Raw genomic sequence first — 16,821 nt, 5'->3', positions numbered from 1 at the left:
TGTCATGTCTATCACTAAAGACCAAATCATCGAAGCCGTTGCTTCCATGTCCGTAATGGAAGTTGTTGAGCTGATCGAAGCTATGGAAGAGAAGTTCGGTGTTTCTGCCGCTGCTGCCGTAATGGCTGGCCCGGCTGCTGCTGAAGCAGTAGAAGAGAAGACCGAGTTCGACGTAGTTCTGACTGCTGCTGGCGCCAACAAAGTTGCCGTTATCAAAGCCGTTCGTGGCGCTACCGGTCTGGGCCTGAAAGAAGCCAAAGATCTGGTAGAAGCTGCTCCGGCTAACCTGAAGGAAGGCGTGTCCAAGGACGAAGCTGAAGCTCTGAAGAAAGAGCTGGAAGCTGCCGGTGCTTCTGTTGAGATCAAATAATCTGCATTTATGTAGATTAGCCTGATAAAACAGGCTAGGGCTGGTGAATTTTTGTTCACCAGCCTTTTTGCGCTGTAGACTGAGAGCATTTCACACCGTTTACGACTCTCGGTGCACCAGCAATCCGGACTGTCTTCTTTCGTCCGGGCCAACACAAAACGGTGTTGAGACAGAGCTGTCCCGCGGGACAGAGTGGGTCACTTATCAGCGAGCTGAGGAACCCTATGGTTTACTCTTATACCGAAAAAAAACGCATTCGTAAGGACTTCGGTAAGCGAGACCAGGTACTGGACACGCCTTATCTGTTGTCCATTCAGCTGGACTCCTTCAAGCAGTTCATCGAGGCTGACCCGGAAGGTGAATATGGCCTAGAGGCCGCTTTCCGTAGCGTTTTCCCGATCACCAGTTACTCCGGTAGTGCTGAGCTTCAGTATGTCAGCTATCGCCTGGGTGAGCCGGTATTTGACGTAAAAGAATGCCAGATCCGTGGAGTGACCTACTCCGCGCCGCTGCGTGTCAAGCTTCGTATGGTTCTGTACGACCGTGAAGCAGCTGCCGGCACCGTCAAAGACATCAAGGAACAAGAAGTATACATGGGCGAAATTCCGCTCATGACCGAGAACGGCACCTTTGTTATCAATGGTACCGAGCGGGTTATCGTCTCCCAGCTGCACCGCAGCCCGGGCGTCTTCTTCGACCACGATAAAGGCAAAACTCATTCATCCGGTAAGGTACTGTATAACGCTCGCGTTATCCCCTACCGTGGCTCCTGGCTGGACTTCGAGTTTGATGCGAAAGACAACCTGTTTGTCCGTATCGACCGTCGTCGCAAACTGCCAGCATCCATTATTCTGCGCGCCCTGGACTTCACTTCCGAACAAATCCTGGCCACCTTCTTCGAGACCATCGGTTTTGAAGTAAAAGATGGCAAGTTGATGATGGATCTGGTGCCGGAGCGTCTGCGTGGTGAAACTGCGACCTTTGACATCGTGGCCAATGGCGCCGTGGTGGTTGAGACCGGTCGTCGTGTGACTGCGCGTCACATCCGTCAGTTGGAAAAAGACGCCGTTACCCAGATTGAGGTTCCGGTTGAGTATGTTGTTGGCAAAGTTGCTGCCAAGGACTACGCACATCCGCAAACTGGCGAGATGGTCGTGACCGCCAACCAGGCGCTGAGCCTGGAAGCGATCGCCAACCTGTCCCAAGCCGGCTTCAAGCATTTCGAGGTTCTGTTCACCAACGAACTGGATCACGGTGCCTACATGTCCGAGACCCTGCGTGTCGACTCCAGCTCCAACCGTTTGGAAGCGCTGGTCGAGATCTATCGCATGATGCGTCCGGGCGAGCCGCCTACTCGCGAAGCTGCAGAACAGCTGTTCGAAAACCTGTTCTTCTCCGCCGAGCGTTACGACCTGTCTACCGTAGGTCGGATGAAGTTCAACCGCCGTCTGGGTCGTGAAGACGAGACTGGCGCTGGTGTACTGACCAAAGACGACATCGTCGATGTGATGAAGCGCCTGATCGACATCCGTAACGGTAACGACGAAGTGGACGATATCGACCACTTGGGTAACCGTCGTATCCGTTCTGTCGGTGAAATGGCTGAAAACCAGTTCCGCGTCGGTCTGGTGCGTGTCGAGCGTGCGGTCAAGGAGCGTCTCTCCCTGGGCGACCTGGACACCCTGATGCCGCAGGATCTGATCAACGCCAAGCCGATCTCCGCCGCAGTCAAAGAGTTCTTTGGTTCCAGCCAGCTATCCCAGTTTATGGACCAGAACAACCCGCTCTCCGAAGTGACCCACAAGCGTCGTATTTCCGCGCTGGGCCCGGGCGGTTTGACTCGTGAGCGTGCCGGCTTTGAAGTCCGAGACGTACACCCGACCCACTACGGTCGTCTGTGCCCTATCGAGACTCCTGAAGGTCCGAACATCGGTCTGATCAACTCTCTGTCCGTGTACTCTCGTACCAACGAGTACGGTTTCCTCGAGACCCCGTACCGTAAGGTCATTGACGGTGTGATTACCGACGAAGTGGACTACCTGTCTGCTATTGAAGAAGGCAAGTACGTGATCGCACAGGCTAACGCCGCGACCACCGAAGATGGCCGTCTGAAAGATGAATTGATCCCGTGCCGTCACAAAGGTGAATCCACCTTTATGAACGCCGACCAGATCCAGTATATGGACGTGAGCCCGCAGCAGATCGTATCTGTGGCAGCTGCTCTGATCCCGTTCCTGGAACACGATGACGCGAACCGCGCATTGATGGGTTCAAACATGCAACGTCAGGCTGTACCGACTCTGCGTGCTGACAAGCCGCTGGTAGGTACCGGTATGGAACGCGCTGTGGCCGTTGACTCCGGTGTAACCGTAGTAGCCAAGCGTGGTGGTGTAATCGACTATGTCGATGCCTCCCGTATCGTCCTGAAGGTCAATGAAGATGAGCTGATGCCAGGCGAAGCCGGTATCGACATCTACAACCTGACCAAATACACCCGTTCCAACCAGAACACCTGTATCAACCAGCGTCCTTGCGTGATGTTGGGTGAGCCGGTCATGGCTGGCGACGTACTGGCTGACGGCCCGTCCACCGATCTGGGTGAACTGGCGCTGGGTCAGAACATGCGCGTCGCGTTCATGCCGTGGAACGGTTACAACTTCGAAGACTCGATCCTGGTGAACGAGCGTGTTGTTCAGGAAGATCGCCTGACCACCATCCATATCCAGGAACTGGCCTGTATCTCCCGTGACACCAAGCTGGGTCCGGAAGAGATCACTGCTGACATCCCGAACGTGGGTGAAGCCGCTCTGTCCAAGCTGGACGAGTCCGGTATCGTCTACGTGGGTGCCGAAGTGAAGGGCGGCGACATTCTGGTCGGTAAGGTAACACCGAAAGGTGAAACCCAGCTGACGCCGGAAGAGAAGCTGCTGCGCGCCATCTTCGGTGAGAAGGCGTCCGACGTGAAGGACTCCTCCCTGCGTGTACCGAACGGTGTGTACGGTACCGTGGTTGACGTGCAAGTCTTTACCCGCGATGGCGTGGAAAAAGACAAGCGCGCCAAAGAAATCGAAGAGATGCAGCTGAAGGAAGCGAAGAAGGACTTGACCGAAGAGTTCAAGATCCTGGAAGACGGCATTTTCGGCCGCTCCCGCAACCTGCTGCTGGCCGCCGGTTACAGCGAAGATCGTCTGAACAAGCTCGATCGCTCCAAGTGGTTTGAACTGGCCATCGAAGACGAAGGCAAGCAGACCGAACTGGAACAGATCGCTGAACAGCACGTTGAGCTGAAAGCCGAGTTCGACAAGAAATTCGAGAACAAGCGTCGCAAGATTATCCAGGGTGATGATCTGGCGCCGGGCGTACTGAAAATCGTCAAGGTTTATCTGGCAGTCAAGCGTCGCATCCAGCCGGGTGACAAGATGGCGGGCCGTCACGGTAACAAGGGTGTTATCTCCAAGATCTGTCCGGTCGAGGATATGCCTCATGACGAGTTCGGCCGTCCGGTCGACATCGTACTGAACCCGCTGGGCGTACCATCCCGTATGAACATCGGTCAGATCCTCGAAGTGCACCTGGGCCTTGCGGCCAAGGGTATCGGCGAGAAGATCGATCGCATGGTCAAAGAGCAGCGCGAGCTGCACGAGATGCGAAACTTCCTGCAACAGGTCTATGACCTGGGCGAGAAGGACACCCAGCAAGTGAACATCGCCGAACTGTCTGATGACGACGTACGTACCCTGGTGGGTAACCTGCGTAAGGGTCTGCCGGTTGCTACTCCAGTCTTTGATGGTGCCAAAGAGCGCGAAATCAAAGCCCTGCTGAAGCTGGCTGATCTGCCGGAATCCGGTCAGATTGATCTGTTCGATGGCCGTACCGGTAACCGCTTCGAGCGTAAAGTAACCGTTGGTTACATGTACATGCTCAAGCTGAACCACTTGGTCGACGACAAGATGCACGCGCGTTCTACCGGTTCTTACAGCCTGGTTACCCAGCAGCCGCTGGGTGGTAAGGCTCAGTTCGGTGGTCAGCGTTTCGGTGAGATGGAAGTGTGGGCCCTGGAGGCTTACGGTGCGGCATATACCCTGCAGGAAATGCTGACCGTCAAGTCTGACGATGTGAATGGCCGTACCAAGATGTATAAGAACATCGTGGATGGCGACCACCGTATGGAGCCGGGCATGCCCGAATCCTTCAACGTATTGCTGAAGGAAATCCGCTCTCTGGGTATCAACATCGAGCTGGACGAAGAGTAAGAGCTCGCTCTTATTGTTCGAGAATTGACGTGGGCGCCCCGCTGTTTTGGCAGCCGGGGCGCCGAGGTTAGACTCCTGACAGGGGAAACACGTGAAAGACTTACTCAAGTTTTTGAAGGCTCAGACCAAGACCGAAGAGTTTGACAGTATCAAGATCGGTCTGGCCTCTCCTGACATGATCCGCTCCTGGTCATTCGGTGAGGTCAAAAAGCCTGAGACCATCAACTACCGGACTTTCAAGCCGGAGCGTGATGGTCTGTTCTGCGCCCGTATCTTCGGACCGGTGAAGGACTACGAGTGTCTGTGCGGCAAGTACAAGCGCCTGAAACACCGTGGTGTGATCTGTGAGAAGTGCGGCGTTGAAGTGACCCAGACCAAGGTCCGTCGTGAGCGTATGGGCCACATCGAGCTGGCCAGCCCGACTGCCCACATCTGGTTCCTGAAGTCCCTGCCGTCCCGTATCGGTCTGCTGCTGGACATGACCCTGCGCGACATCGAGCGCGTGCTCTACTTCGAATCTTTCGTCGTAATCGAGCCGGGCATGACCAACCTCGAACGCAGCCAGATGCTCTCTGAAGAGCAGTACCTGGATGCGCTGGAAGAGTGGGGCGACGAATTTGACGCCAAGATGGGTGCCGAAGCAATCCTGGCATTGCTGCGCGCTATCGATCTGGAAGGTGAAGTCAAAACCATGCGTGAGGAGCTGGATCAAACCAACTCCGAGACCAAGCGCAAGAAGACTACCAAGCGTCTGAAGCTGATGGAAGCTTTCCTGCAGTCCGGCAACAAGCCGGAGTGGATGATCATGACAGTGCTGCCTGTGCTGCCGCCGGACCTGCGTCCGCTGGTACCGCTGGACGGCGGCCGTTTCGCGACTTCCGATCTGAACGATCTGTACCGTCGCGTGATCAACCGTAACAACCGCTTGAAGCGTCTGCTGGATCTGGCTGCTCCGGACATCATCGTGCGCAACGAAAAGCGTATGCTGCAAGAGTCCGTCGATGCACTGCTGGATAACGGCCGTCGCGGTCGTGCCATCACAGGTTCCAACAAGCGCCCGCTGAAATCCCTGGCCGACATGATCAAGGGTAAGCAGGGTCGTTTCCGTCAGAACTTGCTCGGTAAGCGTGTCGACTACTCCGGTCGTTCCGTTATCACCGTAGGCCCGACTCTGCGTCTGCATCAGTGCGGTCTGCCGAAGAAGATGGCGCTGGAACTGTTCAAGCCGTTCATCTATGGCAAGCTGGAAACCCGCGGTCTGGCGACCACTATCAAGGCCGCCAAGAAGATGGTGGAGCGTGAGGAAGCTGTCGTTTGGGATATCCTGGACGAAGTGATCCGCGAACACCCGGTTCTGTTGAACCGTGCACCGACTCTGCACCGTCTGGGTATCCAGGCATTCGAACCGACTCTGGTCGAAGGCAAGGCAATCCAGCTGCACCCGCTGGTTTGTGCTGCGTATAACGCGGACTTCGATGGTGACCAGATGGCGGTCCACGTACCGCTGACCCTGGAAGCCCAGCTGGAAGCGCGTGCGCTGATGATGTCTACCAACAACATCCTGTCGCCTGCCTCCGGTGAGCCGATCATCGTTCCTTCTCAGGACGTGGTCTTGGGTCTGTACTACATGACCCGTGCCCGTATCAACGCCAAAGGCGAAGGTATGGTGCTGGCCGGCCCGAAAGAAGCCGAGAAAGTATATCGTGCCGGTCTGGCCGATCTGCATGCTCGTGTGAAAGTACGCATTACCGAATACCTGCGTCAGGAAGACGGTTCTCTGCGTGAACACACCGAGATGAAGAACACCACCGTTGGTCGTGCGATCCTGAGCCTGATCCTGCCGAAAGGCATGGAATACGCCCTGATCGACGAGCCGAAGGTGCTGACTGCTGCAGAACAGGCTGATCTGGATGCCAATCCGCAGAACTGGATCAAATGCGTATCCAACAAGGCGCTGGGCAAAAAGCTCATCTCCCGTCTGCTGAACACCTGCTATCGCAAGCAGGGCCTGAAGGACACCGTTATCTTCGCTGACCAGCTGATGTATACCGGTTTCCACTACGCGGCCCTGTCCGGTGCTTCCGTTGGTATCGATGACATGGTCATCCCGGATGCCAAGAAAGACATCATCGCGGCAGCCGAAGCCGAAGTTGCCGAGATTCAGGACCAGTTCCTGTCAGGTCTGGTAACTGCGGGCGAGCGTTACAACAAGGTTATCGATATCTGGGCCAGCGCCAACGAGCGCGTCTCCAAGGCCATGATGGAGAACTTGTCCAAAGAGCGTAACGTCAACTCGCTGGGTGAAGAAGAAGAGCAGGCCTCGTTCAACAGCATCTTTATGATGGCCGACTCTGGTGCGCGTGGTTCCGCCGCCCAGATCCGTCAGCTGGCCGGTATGCGTGGCCTGATGGCCAAGCCGGATGGCTCCATCATCGAGACCCCGATCATCGCGAACTTCCGCGAAGGTCTGAACGTACTGCAGTACTTTATCTCTACCCACGGTGCTCGTAAGGGTCTGGCGGATACCGCACTGAAGACTGCGAACTCCGGTTACCTGACTCGTCGTCTGGTAGACGTGGCGCAGGACATGGTGATCACCGAGGACGATTGCGGCACTACCGACGGTCTGTGGATGACTCCGCTGATCGAGGGTGGCGACGTGGTCGAGCCGCTGCGTGAGCGCGTGCTGGGTCGTGTGGTGGCAGAAGATGTCATCAAGCCGGGTACCGAGGACGAGATCCTGGTCGCTCGCAACACCCTGCTCGACGAGCAGCTGTGTGACCTGTTGGAGCGTAACTCCGTTGACCGTGTGAAGGTACGTTCTGCCATCACCTGTGAAACCGACTTCGGTAACTGTGCTCACTGCTACGGCCGTGATCTGGCCCGTGGTCACCTGGTTAACAAGGGTGAGGCAGTCGGTGTTATCGCCGCCCAGTCCATCGGTGAACCGGGTACCCAGCTGACGATGCGTACTTTCCACATCGGTGGTGCTGCATCTCGTGCCGCTGCTGAAAGCAGCATCCAGGTCAAGAACACCGGTAGCATCAAACTGCAGAACGCCAAGTTCGTTCACAACAGCGATGACAAACTGGTTATCACCTCACGTTCTACCGAACTGACCATCATGGACGACATGGGCCGTACCAAGGAAAGCCACAAGCTGCCTTACGGTTCCGTGCTGGAAGTGAAGGACGGCCAGGCCGTGAGTGCTGGAGAGACCGTTGCTAACTGGGATCCGCACACCCACCCGATCATCACCGAAGTGGCAGGTCGCCTGCAGTTCGAACACATGATCGATGGCGTGACCATCACTCGTCAGACCGACGAGCTGACCGGTCTCTCTTCTATCGTTGTTCTGGACGTCAACGAGCGTCCGAGCGCCGGTAAAGAGATGCGTCCGACCGTTAAACTGGTCGACCTGAACGGCAAAGACGTGATGATCCCGGGTACCGATGTAGCCGCCCAGTACTTCCTGCCGGGCAAGGCGATCGTGAACCTGGAAGATGGTGCCAACGTGGGCGTGGGTGACGCGGTAGCGCGTATCCCGCAAGAGTCCGGCGGTACCAAGGACATCACCGGTGGTCTGCCGCGCGTTGCGGATCTGTTCGAAGCACGTCAACCGAAGGAACCGGCAATTCTGGCCGAGATCTCCGGTACCATCTCCTTCGGGAAAGAGACCAAGGGCAAACGCCGTCTGGTCATCACCCCGACCGATGGTGGCAACGTCTACGAAGAGATGATTCCGAAGTGGCGTAACCTGAACGTGTTCGAAGGTGAAAAAGTTGAGAAGGGTGAAGTGCTGGCGGACGGTCCTGAGTCTGCTCACGACATCCTGCGTCTGCGCGGTATCAGCCCGGTCGCCAACTACATCGCCAACGAAGTGCAGGACGTTTACCGTCTGCAAGGCGTTAAGATCAACGACAAGCACATCGAAGTCATCGTTCGTCAGATGCTGCGCAAGTGCGAGATCCTGAGCGCTGGCGATACCGATCTGATCGAAGGCGAACAGGTCGAAGTGGCTCGTGTGAAGATTGCCAACCGTAAGCTGGTTGCCGAGGGCAAGACCCCTGCGACCTACCGTCATGTACTGATGGGTATTACCAAGGCATCTCTGAGCACCGAGTCCTTCATCTCCGCGGCTTCCTTCCAGGAAACCACTCGCGTTCTGACCGAAGCCGCCGTAGGTGGCAAGCGTGATGAACTGCGTGGTCTGAAAGAGAACGTCATCGTGGGTCGTCTGATCCCGGCTGGTACCGGCTTTGCCTACCACCATAGCCGGATCAACCAGCGTGCTGCCGCAGCTCGTGCTGTTGGTACCCCGCAGGTGACCGCTGATGAAGCGGAGCAGAACCTGGCGGATCTGCTGAACGCAGCCGGTAGCTTCGACGAAGAGTAACTCGTCATCCGTGATTGAAAAGGGCTCCTTCAAGGAGCCCTTTTTGTTGGCCAATTCCTCGGAAAAGGTAGACGCAGCGCGGGTTTCAGGATGATCCAGAGCAAAGTTGTAGAGTAAAAAATCAAAAAAAGTTGACTTTACTCCCCTGCAATTTAAAACTCGGGAAAGTTGAATGGTTATTACAGGGGTAGAACATGACTGTCGGTATCGAGGAAGCCATGCTTCCCGAAGAACAGCTGATCAGCCGCACTTTTACAGATGAAGACAGGGAATTGTTGCGCTCATACGATGGGCTCATCGATGGTTTGGCCGAGCTGTTCGGCAAGCATTGTGAAGTGGTACTCCACTCCCTGGAAAATCTGCACGAGTCGGTGATCAAGATCGCCAACGGCTTCAATACCGGACGCACCCTCGGGGCGCCCATCACCGATCTCGCCCTGCGCATGCTCAAGGACATCGAGAGCACCGGCCAGGATTACACCCAGAGCTATTTCGCTCGCAGCCGTACCGGCGCGCTGATGAAGTCGAGCACCATCGCCATTCGCAACCGCGAGCGACAAGTGGTGGGGCTTATCTGCATCAATCTACACATCAATGCGCCTTTCCACGAGTTCGTGGCCGAATTTTTCCCGACGCCCCAGCAGGCGGCGCGCCAGTCACCAGAGACCTTTGCCAACAGCGTGGAAGAGCTGGTTGCCCAGACGGTGGATAACACCATCGACGAGATCAATCGCGATCCCACCGTGGCCAACAATGCCAAGAATCGCTTCATCGTGACCCAGCTGTTCGAGAAGGGCATTTTTGACATCAAGGATTCGATCAATCTGGTGGCGGACAAACTCAATATTTCAAAACATACCGTTTATCTTTACATCCGACAGCGCAAGCAGGGTGAAGACGAGAACGAGTAACTCATTCCAGAAGGGGATAGATGAATGGCTAAAGAAGTGATTGCAACCGACAAGGCGCCTGCCGCGATTGGTCCGTATGTTCAGGCTACCAAGGTTGGCGAGATGATCTTCACCTCCGGGCAGATCCCGCTCGATCCTGCCACCATGGAAATCGTGGCTGGCGGCATTGAAGAGCAGGCCGAACGGGTGATGAAGAATCTGGTTGCCGTGTTGCACGCTGCCGGTGCCGATGCCAGCAAAGTGGTCAAAACCACCTGCTTCCTGAGCGACATGAACAACTTCGTTGCCTTCAACCAGGTCTATGCCCGCTACTTTGGCGATGCGGCACCAGCCCGCTCCTGCGTGGAGGTGGCTCGTCTGCCGAAAGATGTGCTGGTCGAGGTCGAGGCGATTGCCCATCTCTGATCAACAGATTGAATCAAGCCCCTCCTGGCAGGGGCTTTTTTGTTTTTGGCGTAAAATGGACCGGGTCAGCACAGGAGTCCTGCTATGAGTCTGAGTTTTGCCATCCTGGTCACGGGGCCTGCCTATGGCACCCAATCGGCCAGCACCGCCTATCGTTTTGCCCGCACCCTGTTGGCACAGGGGCATACCTTGTCCCACCTGTTCTTCTATCAAGATGGGGTCTGCAACGGCAACGGTTTGCATCTGCCTGCATCCGATGAGACTGACCTGGTGCGTCTGTGGCGAGATCTGGCAGAAGAGCAGGGGATCGGTATCGACGTTTGCGTCGCCGCCGCCATGCGACGCGGTGTGCTCGATGAACAGGAAGCCAAGGGGGCAGGGCAGGAGCACTTCAATCTGCAAGCGCCATTTTGCCTGAGCGGTCTGGGCCAGTTGGCCGAGGCTGCGCTCACCGCCGATCGGCTGGTTCAGTTCTAGGGGGAGTCATGAACAAGAAAATCGCCTTTATCTGCAGTCGTGGCCCCCATGGCCATGCCGCCGGCCGGGAAGGACTGGATGCCCTGCTGGCCACCTCGGCCATGACCGATGAGCTGGCGCTCTTCCTGATTGGGGACGGTGTGCTGCAACTGCTCAAGGAGCAGCAGCCTGCCGCCATTTTGCAGCGCCACTACGCGCCCACCTTCAAGATGCTGGAACTCTACGACATCGAAGAGGTCTATGTTTGTGCTGACTCGCTGGCAGAGCGTGGCGTGACAGTGGATGATCTGCTGATCCCCGTCGAGAGTCTGCCGCGCCAGGAACTGGCTCGGCGCTGGGCACAGTGTTCGACTCACATCAGCTTTTGAGGTCTCCATGTTGCATCTGATATTGAACTCCCCCTTTCAGAGTCAGGCTCTGGCAGAGGCGCTCTCATACCTTCAGCCCGAGGATGAGCTGGTACTGATGCAGGATGCCGTGATTGCGGCATCGGCTCCCCAGTGGAGCGCGCGGCTGGCGGGTATCCCGCTTTATGTGATGCAGGAAGACCTGCAAGCTCGCGGTTTGCAGCATCGGGTGGGCAATGTGCTCGATATGGCGGATCTGGTGGCACTGATTGCGCAAAAAGGTTCCCCGCGCACCTGGGGTGGCTGAGCAGCATATTTTCAAGAAAATTCAAGGCGATGCCGTGAAAGCAAACGGATCCGAATTGCCCTTTTGTGACGCAAATTGTATAAATCTTGACTCCCCAGACAACAGGGCATAAAATTTCGCGTCCCCGTATCTGCGGGGAGGATTTTCCACACGTTTATGAAGTCATTATCAGGAGCCTTTTGATGGCAACTATTAACCAGTTGGTTCGCAAGCCACGCATCAAGCTCGTTGTGAAAAGCAACGTGCCGGCGCTGGAAGCGTGCCCTCAGAAGCGTGGCGTATGCACTCGTGTATATACCACCACCCCGAAGAAGCCTAACTCTGCACTGCGTAAAGTGTGCCGTGTACGTCTGACCAACGGCTTCGAAGTCACCTCCTACATCGGCGGTGAAGGTCACAACCTGCAAGAGCACTCTGTTGTTCTGATCCGTGGCGGTCGTGTAAAAGACTTGCCAGGTGTTCGTTATCACACCGTTCGTGGTGCGTTGGACTGTGCCGGTGTTAAAGACCGTAAGCAGGCTCGCTCCAAGTATGGCGTGAAGCGTCCTAAAGCTTAATGGTTCTCCGTTAAGTAAGGCCAAACGTTAATTCGTTTCTAGTTAGATAGCTTTCTAGTTTTGGGTAATCCCTGAAGTTACGGAGAATTTGAAATGCCAAGACGTCGTGTTGTTGGTCAGCGTAAAATCCTGCCAGATCCCAAGTTCGGATCAGAGCTGCTGGCTAAATTTGTCAACGTAGTAATGGTTGACGGTAAGAAATCTGTTGCAGAAGCCATTGTTTATGGCGCCCTGGACATCATTGCCACCAAATCTGGCAAAGAGCACCTGGCCGTATTCGAAGAAGCTCTGGATAACATTCGTCCGGCGGTCGAGGTTAAATCTCGTCGCGTCGGTGGTGCAACCTATCAGGTGCCGGTAGAAGTTCGTCCGGTACGTCGCAATGCCCTGGCAATGCGCTGGTTGGTTGATGCCGCTCGTAAACGTGGTGAAAAATCAATGGCTCAGCGTCTGGCTGGCGAGCTGCTGGATGCCGCTGACAATAAGGGTTCGTCTGTCAAGAAACGTGAAGACGTTCACCGTATGGCTGAAGCGAACAAAGCCTTCGCTCACTTCCGCTGGTAATCCGCTTGCGCAGGGTCTTTTGACTCTGCGCACCTTTAATTATCTAGGGACAAGCGCCTTAGTAAGAGGATGACAATGGCTCGTACAACCCCCATTGAGCGTTATCGTAACATCGGTATCTCCGCTCACATTGACGCCGGTAAGACTACTACTACCGAGCGCGTACTGTTTTACACCGGTGTAAGTCACAAGATCGGTGAAGTTCACGATGGCGCTGCCACCATGGACTGGATGGAACAGGAACAAGAGCGTGGTATCACCATCACCTCCGCCGCGACCACCGCTTTCTGGTCCGGTATGGGTAAACAGTTCCAACCGCACCGTATCAACATCATCGATACCCCGGGCCACGTTGACTTTACTATCGAAGTAGAGCGTTCAATGCGTGTTCTGGACGGTGCCGTGATGGTGTACTGTGCCGTAGGTGGCGTACAGCCACAGTCTGAAACCGTATGGCGTCAGGCTAACAAGTACAAGGTTCCCCGTATCGCGTTCGTCAACAAGATGGACCGTACCGGCGCCAACTTCCTGCGCTGCGTTGAGCACATCAAGACCCGTCTGAAAGGTACTCCGGTTCCCCTTCAGCTGAACATCGGCTCTGAAGAGAACTTCAAGGGCGTTGTTGACCTGGTCAAGATGAAAGCCATCAACTGGAATGAAGCTGATCAGGGCGTATCCTTCGATTACGAAGACGTCCCGGCCGAGTTGCTGGAACAGGCGCAAGAAATGCGCATGAATCTGGTTGAAGCCGCTGCTGAAGCGTCTGAAGACCTGATGGAAAAATACCTGGGCGGCGAAGAGCTGACCGAGGAAGAGATCAAAGGTGCTCTGCGTCAGCGCGTGCTGAACAACGAAATCATCCTGGTAACCTGTGGCTCCGCGTTCAAGAACAAGGGCGTACAGGCAATGCTGGATGCCGTGATCGAGTACCTGCCGGCTCCGACCGACGTTGCTGCTATCGACGGCCTGAAAATGGACGGCGAGACCAAAGACGAGCGTCACGCTTCTGATGACGAGCCGTTCTCTGCTCTGGCGTTCAAGATCGCTACCGACCCGTTCGTTGGTAACCTGACCTTCTTCCGTGTCTACTCTGGCGTGATCAACTCCGGTGACACCGTGCTGAACTCCGTCAAGGACAAGCGCGAGCGTTTTGGCCGTATCGTTCAGATGCATGCCAACAAGCGTGAAGAGATCAAAGAAGTACGCGCTGGTGACATCGCTGCTGCTATCGGTCTGAAAGACGTGACCACTGGTGACACCCTGTGTGACCCGAACGCACCGATCATCCTCGAGCGTATGGAATTCCCGGAGCCGGTAATTTCTATCGCGGTTGAGCCGAAAACCAAGGCTGACCAGGAGAAGATGGGTCTGGCACTGGGCCGTCTGGCTCAGGAAGATCCGTCCTTCCGCGTATGGACTGACGAAGAGTCAGGTCAAACCATCATCGCTGGTATGGGTGAGCTGCACCTGGACATCATCGTTGACCGTATGCGTCGCGAGTTCAAGGTTGAAGCCAACGTAGGTAAGCCGCAGGTTGCCTACCGTGAAACCATCCGTACCACCGTTAAAGACATCGAAGGCAAGCATGCCAAGCAGTCTGGTGGTCGCGGTCAGTACGGTCATGTTGTTATCGACATGTACCCGCTGGAAGAAGGCAAAGCCTACGAATTCGTCAACGACATCAAAGGTGGTGTCATTCCTGGTGAATTCATCCCGGGTGTTGATAAAGGTATCCGTGAGCAGCTCAAATCTGGTCCGCTGGCTGGTTACCCGGTTATGGATCTGGGGGTGCGTCTGCACTTCGGTTCTTACCACGATGTCGACTCTTCCGAACTGGCGTTCAAAATCGCTGCTTCCATGGCCTTTAAGGCTGGCTTCATGAAAGCCAACCCGGTTCTGCTCGAGCCGATCATGAAAGTAGAAGTTGAAACTCCGGAAGATTACATGGGCGACGTTATCGGTGACCTGAACCGTCGTCGTGGCCTGATCGAAGGTATGGAAGATGGCCCGTCCGGCAAGATCGTACGTGCTCTGGTGCCGCTGGCCGAAATGTTCGGTTATGCAACTGCACTGCGTTCCGCTACCCAGGGTCGTGCTTCCTACGCCATGGAATTCGCCAAGTATCACGATGCACCGACCAACGTTGCACAAGCCGTGATCGAAGAGCGCAAATCCAAGTAATTTAAGATTCCCCGCCTACGACGGTAGGCGGGTTTAACCTAGAAGGACTACGTCGTGTCTAAAGAAAAATTTGAGCGTAATAAACCGCACGTAAACGTCGGCACCATCGGCCACGTTGACCACGGTAAAACCACCCTGACTGCAGCTATCACCAACGTGCTGGCCAAGCACTTCGGTGGTAAAGCTTTCGCCTTCGACCAGATCGACAAGGCACCGGAAGAGCGTGAGCGTGGTATCACCATCAACACCTCCCACGTAGAATACGACACCGCTACCCGTCACTACGCCCACGTAGACTGCCCGGGTCACGCCGACTACGTTAAAAACATGATCACCGGTGCTGCCCAGATGGACGGCGCGATCCTGGTAGTAGCAGCGACTGACGGCCCGATGCCGCAGACTCGTGAGCACATCCTGCTGGGTCGTCAGGTTGGTATCCCGTACATGATCGTGTTCATGAACAAGTGTGACATGGTTGATGACGAAGAGCTGCTCGAACTGGTAGAGATGGAAGTTCGTGAACTGCTGACCGAGTACGACTTCCCGGGTGATGACCTGCCGGTAGTTCGTGGTTCCGCACTGAAAGCGCTGGAAGGCGACGCTCAGTGGGAAGAGAAGATCATCGAGCTGGCTGGCCACCTGGATACCTACATCCCGGAGCCGGAGCGCGCGATTGACCAGCCGTTCCTGATGCCTATCGAAGACGTATTCTCTATCGCTGGCCGTGGTACCGTAGTTACCGGTCGTGTAGAGCGCGGTATCGTTAAAGTAGGTGAGACCGTAGAAATCGTTGGTATCAAAGATACCGTTTCTACCACCTGTACCGGTGTTGAAATGTTCCGTAAGCTGCTGGACGAAGGTCGTGCAGGCGAGAACATCGGCGCGCTGCTGCGTGGTGTTAAGCGTGAAGACGTAGAGCGTGGTCAGGTACTGGCCAAGCCGGGTTCTATCAAGCCGCACACCAAGTTTGAATCTGAAGTGTACGTACTGTCCAAAGAAGAAGGTGGTCGTCATACCCCGTTCTTCAAAGGCTACCGTCCGCAGTTCTACTTCCGTACTACCGACGTGACCGGTACCATTGAACTGCCGGAAGGCGTAGAGATGGTAATGCCGGGCGACAACATCAAAATGGTTGTTACCCTGATTGCTCCGATCGCGATGGACGACGGCCTGCGTTTCGCTATCCGTGAAGGTGGCCGTACCGTAGGTGCTGGTGTTGTAGCTAGCGTAATCGCCTAATCGATTCGTTATATACAAACATGAAAAGGGGTGGCTTCGGCCACCCCTTTTATTTTTGGGGCTATTTATGGCCTGTGAGATACTGGGCAAAACCATTGATAGAGGTAGTTTCCGTGAGCAACCCCGCCATTTTTCTGGATCGTGACGGTGTCATCAATGAAGACACTGGCTATGTCAGTCAGGTCGATGATTTCCATTTTCTGCCCGGAGTCATAGACGCTCTGCAGCTCCTCAAAAAGAAAGGCTATCTGCTGGTCGTCGTCACCAACCAGTCCGGAATCGCCCGCGGCTACTTCAGTGAAGATGACTTCATGAATCTGACTGAATGGATGGATTGGTCACTGGCTGATCGGGATGTGGATCTCGATGGCATCTACTTCTGCCCCCATCATCCGGATCACGGCGTCCCCTGTGATTGCCGCAAGCCGGAGCCAGGCATGCTGCTGTTGGCGCAACAGGAACTGGGGATCGACATGAGTCGTTCCTATATGGTGGGTGACAAGCCTTCCGATCTGAAAGCTGCCGTCAATGCTGGTGTCGGTCACAAGATCATGGTCAGAACCGGTAAGCCGGTGACCGAAACGGGTAGTGCGCTTGCCGATGCTCTCTATGACAGTCTGCACGATTTTGCCGTTGCGGTACCTGCGGTGAGCTGATTTCGTCGGTTTAATATGCCAATTGGTGGCTTTGTGAGCGAACGAACAGCGAAAGCCATCTTTTTGCAATTATCTGCTTGCCAGAAAGAATCTGTTCCCTATAATGCGCCTCCATCGACAGGGCAAGCGGCAACGCAAACAACCTCGTCGATAACCTC

Annotated in this window: 13 protein-coding genes; all 13 read left to right on the top strand. The window is 55.4% G+C overall.

Going from position 1 to position 16,821, the window contains the following annotated elements:
- Nucleotides 1–4: 4 nt before the first annotated feature.
- The gene (gene rplL, locus AACT07_RS06450) at nucleotides 5–370 is read left to right on the top strand and encodes a 50S ribosomal protein L7/L12 (protein ID WP_005306304.1); all 366 of its coding nucleotides are present in this window, start codon (nucleotides 5–7) and stop codon (nucleotides 368–370) included.
- A 224-nt stretch (nucleotides 371–594) separates the two neighbouring features.
- A complete protein-coding gene (gene rpoB, locus AACT07_RS06445) occupies nucleotides 595–4,623 on the top strand; it encodes a DNA-directed RNA polymerase subunit beta (RefSeq protein ID WP_005339897.1) in 4,029 nt (1,342 codons plus the stop codon).
- A 91-nt stretch (nucleotides 4,624–4,714) separates the two neighbouring features.
- The gene (gene rpoC / locus AACT07_RS06440; RefSeq protein ID WP_069526963.1) at nucleotides 4,715–9,019 is read left to right on the top strand and encodes a DNA-directed RNA polymerase subunit beta'; all 4,305 of its coding nucleotides are present in this window, start codon (nucleotides 4,715–4,717) and stop codon (nucleotides 9,017–9,019) included.
- Nucleotides 9,020–9,213: 194 nt separating this feature from the next.
- Complete coding sequence (locus tag AACT07_RS06435; protein WP_064338927.1) at nucleotides 9,214–9,930, top strand: helix-turn-helix transcriptional regulator; 717 nt, start codon at nucleotides 9,214–9,216, stop codon at nucleotides 9,928–9,930.
- A gap of 24 nt (nucleotides 9,931–9,954) precedes the next feature.
- Nucleotides 9,955–10,335, top strand: coding sequence for a RidA family protein (locus tag AACT07_RS06430; RefSeq protein WP_005339904.1), 381 nt, complete (start codon nucleotides 9,955–9,957; stop codon nucleotides 10,333–10,335).
- Between the two features lie 84 nt (nucleotides 10,336–10,419).
- Complete coding sequence (gene tusD / locus AACT07_RS06425; protein ID WP_069526962.1) at nucleotides 10,420–10,812, top strand: sulfurtransferase complex subunit TusD; 393 nt, start codon at nucleotides 10,420–10,422, stop codon at nucleotides 10,810–10,812.
- 8 nt (nucleotides 10,813–10,820) lie between these two features.
- A complete protein-coding gene (gene tusC, locus AACT07_RS06420; RefSeq protein WP_021229316.1) occupies nucleotides 10,821–11,180 on the top strand; it encodes a sulfurtransferase complex subunit TusC in 360 nt (119 codons plus the stop codon).
- A 7-nt stretch (nucleotides 11,181–11,187) separates the two neighbouring features.
- Nucleotides 11,188–11,466, top strand: a complete 279-nt coding sequence (gene tusB / locus AACT07_RS06415) for a sulfurtransferase complex subunit TusB (RefSeq protein ID WP_058056195.1) — start codon at nucleotides 11,188–11,190, stop codon at nucleotides 11,464–11,466.
- 182 nt (nucleotides 11,467–11,648) lie between these two features.
- Entirely contained in the window at nucleotides 11,649–12,023 is a 375-nt protein-coding gene (gene rpsL, locus AACT07_RS06410) for a 30S ribosomal protein S12 (protein WP_005306278.1), read from the top strand.
- A 93-nt stretch (nucleotides 12,024–12,116) separates the two neighbouring features.
- Complete coding sequence (rpsG, locus tag AACT07_RS06405; RefSeq protein WP_005339911.1) at nucleotides 12,117–12,587, top strand: 30S ribosomal protein S7; 471 nt, start codon at nucleotides 12,117–12,119, stop codon at nucleotides 12,585–12,587.
- A 75-nt stretch (nucleotides 12,588–12,662) separates the two neighbouring features.
- The gene (fusA, locus tag AACT07_RS06400; RefSeq protein ID WP_021229318.1) at nucleotides 12,663–14,768 is read left to right on the top strand and encodes an elongation factor G; all 2,106 of its coding nucleotides are present in this window, start codon (nucleotides 12,663–12,665) and stop codon (nucleotides 14,766–14,768) included.
- A gap of 54 nt (nucleotides 14,769–14,822) precedes the next feature.
- Nucleotides 14,823–16,007, top strand: coding sequence for an elongation factor Tu (gene tuf, locus AACT07_RS06395; protein WP_005339879.1), 1,185 nt, complete (start codon nucleotides 14,823–14,825; stop codon nucleotides 16,005–16,007).
- Between the two features lie 113 nt (nucleotides 16,008–16,120).
- Complete coding sequence (gmhB, locus tag AACT07_RS06390) at nucleotides 16,121–16,663, top strand: D-glycero-beta-D-manno-heptose 1,7-bisphosphate 7-phosphatase (protein WP_069526961.1); 543 nt, start codon at nucleotides 16,121–16,123, stop codon at nucleotides 16,661–16,663.
- Nucleotides 16,664–16,821 lie beyond the last annotated feature (158 nt).

Source organism: Aeromonas sp. ANP5, from assembly GCF_963870295.1.
Classification (GTDB): domain Bacteria; phylum Pseudomonadota; class Gammaproteobacteria; order Enterobacterales; family Aeromonadaceae; genus Aeromonas; species Aeromonas veronii.
Note: the sequence above shows the minus strand (reverse complement) of the source record. Positions and strands in the feature narration are given on the sequence as shown.

Coding starts and splice junctions, on each gene's coding strand:
- AACT07_RS06435 (WP_064338927.1), top strand. CDS start 9,214: ATGACTGTCGGTATCGAGGAAGCCATGCTTCCCGAAGAACAGCTGATC.
- tusC (WP_021229316.1), top strand. CDS start 10,821: ATGAACAAGAAAATCGCCTTTATCTGCAGTCGTGGCCCCCATGGCCAT.
- AACT07_RS06430 (WP_005339904.1), top strand. CDS start 9,955: ATGGCTAAAGAAGTGATTGCAACCGACAAGGCGCCTGCCGCGATTGGT.
- rplL (WP_005306304.1), top strand. CDS start 5: ATGTCTATCACTAAAGACCAAATCATCGAAGCCGTTGCTTCCATGTCC.
- tusB (WP_058056195.1), top strand. CDS start 11,188: ATGTTGCATCTGATATTGAACTCCCCCTTTCAGAGTCAGGCTCTGGCA.
- fusA (WP_021229318.1), top strand. CDS start 12,663: ATGGCTCGTACAACCCCCATTGAGCGTTATCGTAACATCGGTATCTCC.
- rpsL (WP_005306278.1), top strand. CDS start 11,649: ATGGCAACTATTAACCAGTTGGTTCGCAAGCCACGCATCAAGCTCGTT.
- tusD (WP_069526962.1), top strand. CDS start 10,420: ATGAGTCTGAGTTTTGCCATCCTGGTCACGGGGCCTGCCTATGGCACC.
- rpoB (WP_005339897.1), top strand. CDS start 595: ATGGTTTACTCTTATACCGAAAAAAAACGCATTCGTAAGGACTTCGGT.
- rpsG (WP_005339911.1), top strand. CDS start 12,117: ATGCCAAGACGTCGTGTTGTTGGTCAGCGTAAAATCCTGCCAGATCCC.